The organism is Actinomyces bouchesdurhonensis (genome assembly GCF_900128465.1).
GTDB classification, from domain to species: domain Bacteria; phylum Actinomycetota; class Actinomycetes; order Actinomycetales; family Actinomycetaceae; genus Pauljensenia; species Pauljensenia bouchesdurhonensis.
Genome location: NZ_LT635870.1, coordinates 18,943 through 23,534 on the forward strand (window position 1 = coordinate 18,943; position 4,592 = coordinate 23,534).

Consider the following 4,592-nt stretch of genomic DNA (forward strand, 5'->3'; position numbering starts at 1 on the left):
CCGGGCCTGGCGTGGGAGAAGGGCATTGACCCGAACAATGACCCGCGTCTCATCCGCCACTACTACACCCCGCCCCAAGGCTGGCGCTCCATGCTCGATGGCCCCTACCCCCACGAAAACCGAGAAATCACCCTCACCACCANACAAAACACAGAAAGAGGAGCAGAACTCGCCGCAGAATACCTCCTCGACACACTCACCTACGCGTGGAACACCGGAGACACACAACCATTTGGGAACATATCGGACCGTAATGACAATTTCCGAAATGACTTCATATCTGGCATTAATAGCCTATATTCGCGCGGTTGGTCATACGATAATCGAATTACAATTGATCATATTCTACGCGTCGATCCACAGGCCGAAAACGACGGAGACATCCCTCCCAATTCAGTACTAGTCGTTCTATTGGCAACAACATCAGCTGGCACAACTTGCAGAGACCAGAAAGTTATTTCCTCTCCGGATGAATCGCAGATAGTATTTGCTCTGTTGATGACCTGGCGAGACGGAACATGGATCGAAACCCAAGGCGGTTCGGAGAAGACTCATGGACAATAACAGCACCCTTCGAATTATTATATCGTTACTGACCGGCATGTTCTTTTCGACAACACTGCTAGTGTCAGGTACTGACGCAGCCGACCCTCCATGTATTACTCCGTACTTTGATGCTGAGGCCAGTGGCACAAATATTGCCATCGCATTAACACAAGCAGCGCAGCAGATTTCCAACGGATTCGTTCCACAGCGCTCAACCGTTGGGGACGACAGGGCCCGCCGCACGGCCCAATCTGAATACGACGAGCGTGCGAGTACACACGTTGATTGGGCTCACTGCGCCCTGGCAACGAGTGACACAACGCTGCCAGTTGAGAGCCAGATGATTGTGTGCGGTTACCCACCCTCAGCTTCAAACGAGGGAGATCAAGCCCCGCAACCGCCGACCACGCGTGACATCCTCTTGGCTGCTGCGACCGTGATTCATGCTGATGGTGCGGGTTTGCGTAAGCGGCCCGACGGTGTGTCGTACACGAACCGGTTCGTCCCCACGATCGTCTCGGTCACGAACCCTACCCAGACCCACGTGATCAACCTGCTGGGCCGCGACATCACGATCACGTTGACGGCGACGAACTATGAGTATTCCTGGGGCGATGGGACCCCCAACACGGTGACCACCTCCCCGGGCCTGGCGTGGGAGAAGGGCATTGACCCGAACAATGACCCGCGTCTCATCCGCCACTACTACACCCCGCCCCAAGGCTGGCGCTCCATGCTCGATGGCCCCTACCCCCACGAAAACCGAGAAATCACCCTCACCACCACCTGGAGTGGCACGGCCACGAATCCTTTCACGGGGGAGACCCAGACGATTAACGGCCTGGTCACCACCACCGAAACAACGGGCGAGTTTCCGTTGTCTCACCTGGTTATCAACAACACCGACACCTGGGAAGAAAAACAAGGCCACTAACGGATAATTCCTGACGCACCCCGGTTCCGTCGACTTGTCTCAACGCTCGGCATCCGCAATCACGACGCCGAGAGCCAACCTACAACGAGGCAAGGTCAGAAAGGCAACAACGATCCCGATAGGTTGTGAGCGTCCGGATCATCACCTCCTATCCTGATCGTCATTTCCTAACCAGACGTGGCGCCCAACGACCTACCCCTCCGGGCGAGCCTCCACAGCGACAAGTATTCCGGCCCAACAGTTCGCGTTATGGGACAAAGAGTGTTAGTCGGGGCTCGGTCCCAGTCGCCGTCGAGGGATGGGTCGTCGGGCTAGCGCGCTCGCGTCGCAGCGCCTCAGACGGGATGCGCCCCATCGGGAGGATTGCACCTGAACGGGAGCATTCAACCCGTTAGGGAGCATTGCACATGATCAGTTGGGGTTGAATCTTCCCGATCAGGTGTGACACCTCATCGGCAACAAGCCTCGCCTGGGAGCTGGCCGCCCGTCGTCCCTTGTCATTGCCGGCGACTCCCCACCGGTGTTTATCGGCGCCCGTCGGGCAGTCCTGCACCGGTGAGGGAGCGTGACACCAGGGGTAAAGGTGGGGGTTTTACACCATTAGAAGCCTCTCCTCGGCGTGTCGTCGGCGTGTCGCGCCTCTAATGGTGCAACTCCCCCCGCTTGGTGGCGACGTCACCGGCAGGCAAGTCACGCACGGGTCCACGTACAGCGCAACTCCCCCCGTTTACTGTCGGTGAGGCCGCGGTTCAGGGCAGCGCCGCCCAAGTCGCAAGCCACCTCGATGAAACACGTTGACAATGGGCTGTCGTGGGCGAGATGACCTGCGTTGTGGACACAACGGCGCCACCTGGTGCGTCGCTCGCACGCGAACCGCCGACAATGCGCGTTAACCCCGTGACACGCACGCCAACCCCAAGATATGCGCCTGGGCGGCGCCGCCGCGCATGCCATCAGACCCCCACGCGGATTAGAGGGCCCACGCGCGGATTAGAGGGCCCACGCGCGAATCAGCGGACCCACGCGCGGATCGGGGGCCCGCGCCCGTAATAGCGGACCCAGGCGCGAAGTGTCGGATCCACGTGCGCGGCGAGGAACGCAAGCAGCTCGCGCTTGGAGCAGTTTCGCATGCAATTCGATTGGGTGAACTTTCAACAGTATCTACAAACGTTGTAATTCCAACGATACGGTTGCGCGGTGAGACACGGTGTCGGGGGAATTGCATGCGACATTCGTGGAAAGCTCGCCGGGCGGGAGTCATGCGCTGCCACCCATAGCACCGCCGGTAGCGCAGCCAGCGACGTGCCAGCGGCATGGCACGGTGAATACCGTCGCCGCAAACGACCTGCCCAAGCCCCACCGAGACAGATCAAGGAGCCACGCACAGACTCACGATAAAACAAGCACCCACACGCGGTGCAGCGTCTCGCCCACCCAGGGACCACGTACAGGCTCGCAATGAAACAACCACCTCCAACACCGACTTTCCCACACCAACAAACCAAAAAGTCGCCACAAACCAACACGTTTTGTCCTTTAACCCGGGCTTGGAGGCGACGCGGCGAGCGACGCTCGCGGCGCGTGCGGGTTATAGGACATTTCGTGTTGCTGGGGTTAGTCCCAGGTGTTGTGGTAGGGGGTGGTGTGGTGGAGTTCGTTGAAGCAGATTGCGTCGCCCCAGCCGGGGATGGTGGCGGTGGCTTGGTGGGTTTGACAGGCTTGGTACCAGGCATTTTCGAGGGTTGCGTCGGTGGGCATGGTGGCCAGGATCCTCGCTGCTGGCTGGGGGTGTGGAGAGTGGGTGTAGCACCACCAAAACACGGCTTTCATGCGTCGGGTCAGGCGCATGCCGCGGTGGTCGCGCAGCATCTGGCGTAATTGGGCGTTCGTGCTTTCGATCTGGTTGGTCATCGCGGGCATCGGGTGGGTCCAGGTGGGGTCCAGGTAGGTGAACAGGAGCCCCTGGGAGATGAGCTTGTTGAGGCTGTTACGAGCCCGAACGAGACGTTCGTGGGTGTATTCCCATCCCCCCTCAGGTCTGCGTGTTTTCTCCTCCGGGAAGCCTTTCCAGCGCGTGCACCACCCCTGGTAGGCGTCTATCCATTCCTGGGCGCCTTCGATGTCGTGCACGTGCGTGAGCTGGCGCCCCAGAGCGTACAAGCTACGCGAGGCTTCCAGTTTGGGGCGCGTTGTGGTGGCTTGGCGGATACGGCAATACGCGTGGAAGGTACAGCGTTGAACGCGCGTGGTCGGCCAGATGTTCTTGCAGAGCCTGTCAATTTTTCTGTGTATGGGGGTTAGAGGTAGGGGGTGATTCGGTCGGGGTAGGCGGTGGTGAGTTGGGCGAGGGCTTGTTTCCAGTTGGTGGTGGTGTGTCCTTGGATGAGGCGTGTGTGTCCTGTTCGTTTGTTGGCGGGTTTGCCAGCGTCTGTGAGGCGCTGAGCGGCTCGTTTGTCTTCGATGTTGCAGATGGCGAGCCACAGGAGTTTGACGGCGGCTTCTTCGCTGGGGAAATGCCCGCGGTTCTTGGTGATTTTGCGTAGCTGGTAGTTCAAGGACTCGATAGCGTTGGTGGTGTACACGACGCGGCGCAGCATGGGCGGGAACGCCAGGAACGGCGTGAAGCGCTGCCAGGCGCGCTGCCAGGTCGCAACGGTTTGGGGGTAGCGCGCTCCCAGGTCACTGGCCGCGAAGTCTTCCAGCGCCTCTCGGGCGGTTTCTTCGTTGGGCGCGCTGTAGACCCGCTTTAGAGCCGCGGCGACGCTCTTACGGTCCTTGTAGGACACGAAACGCATGGACGCGCGGATTAAGTGAACGACGCAGGTTTGGACCATGGACTGGGGCCAGGTCGCTTCGATGGCTTCGGGCAGGCCAGCCAACCCGTCGCAGCACACGATCAGGACATCGCGTAGGCCTCGGTTGGCCAGCTCGGCGCACACGTGGGCCCAAAAGGAGGCGCCTTCATCGGCTTGGACCCAGATGCCCAGCACGTGCTTGACGCCCTCCATGTCCACTCCTACCGCCAGGTGAGCGGCCCGGTTCTCCACCCTGTGATCGCATCGGACTTTGATGCGGATCGCATCCAGGTAGATCACCGGGTAGAACGCTTCTA

Annotated in this window: 4 protein-coding genes; 2 read left to right on the plus strand and 2 right to left on the minus strand. The window is 60.0% G+C overall.

All coding sequences use genetic code 11. The annotated features are described in order from the left end of the window. Positions 1-90 precede the first annotated feature (90 nt). Positions 91-564: a DUF6318 family protein gene (locus tag BQ7477_RS12610; RefSeq protein WP_478209470.1), complete on the plus strand. Its 474-nt coding sequence runs from the start codon at positions 91-93 to the stop codon at positions 562-564. Between the two features lie 418 nt (positions 565-982). After that, positions 983-1,480, plus strand: coding sequence for a hypothetical protein (locus tag BQ7477_RS10730; protein ID WP_234968827.1), 498 nt, complete (start codon positions 983-985; stop codon positions 1,478-1,480). 1,614 nt (positions 1,481-3,094) lie between these two features. Here the strand turns inward: BQ7477_RS10730 and BQ7477_RS11745 are convergent. Together BQ7477_RS11745 and BQ7477_RS10740 are read right to left on the minus strand one after the other, a co-directional pair. Then, entirely contained in the window at positions 3,095-3,610 is a 516-nt protein-coding gene (locus BQ7477_RS11745) for a hypothetical protein (RefSeq protein WP_200783529.1), read from the minus strand. Positions 3,611-3,777: 167 nt separating this feature from the next. Beyond that, on the minus strand, positions 3,778-4,592 hold an 815-nt coding region (locus BQ7477_RS10740; RefSeq protein WP_129582578.1), incomplete at its 5' end, for an IS256 family transposase.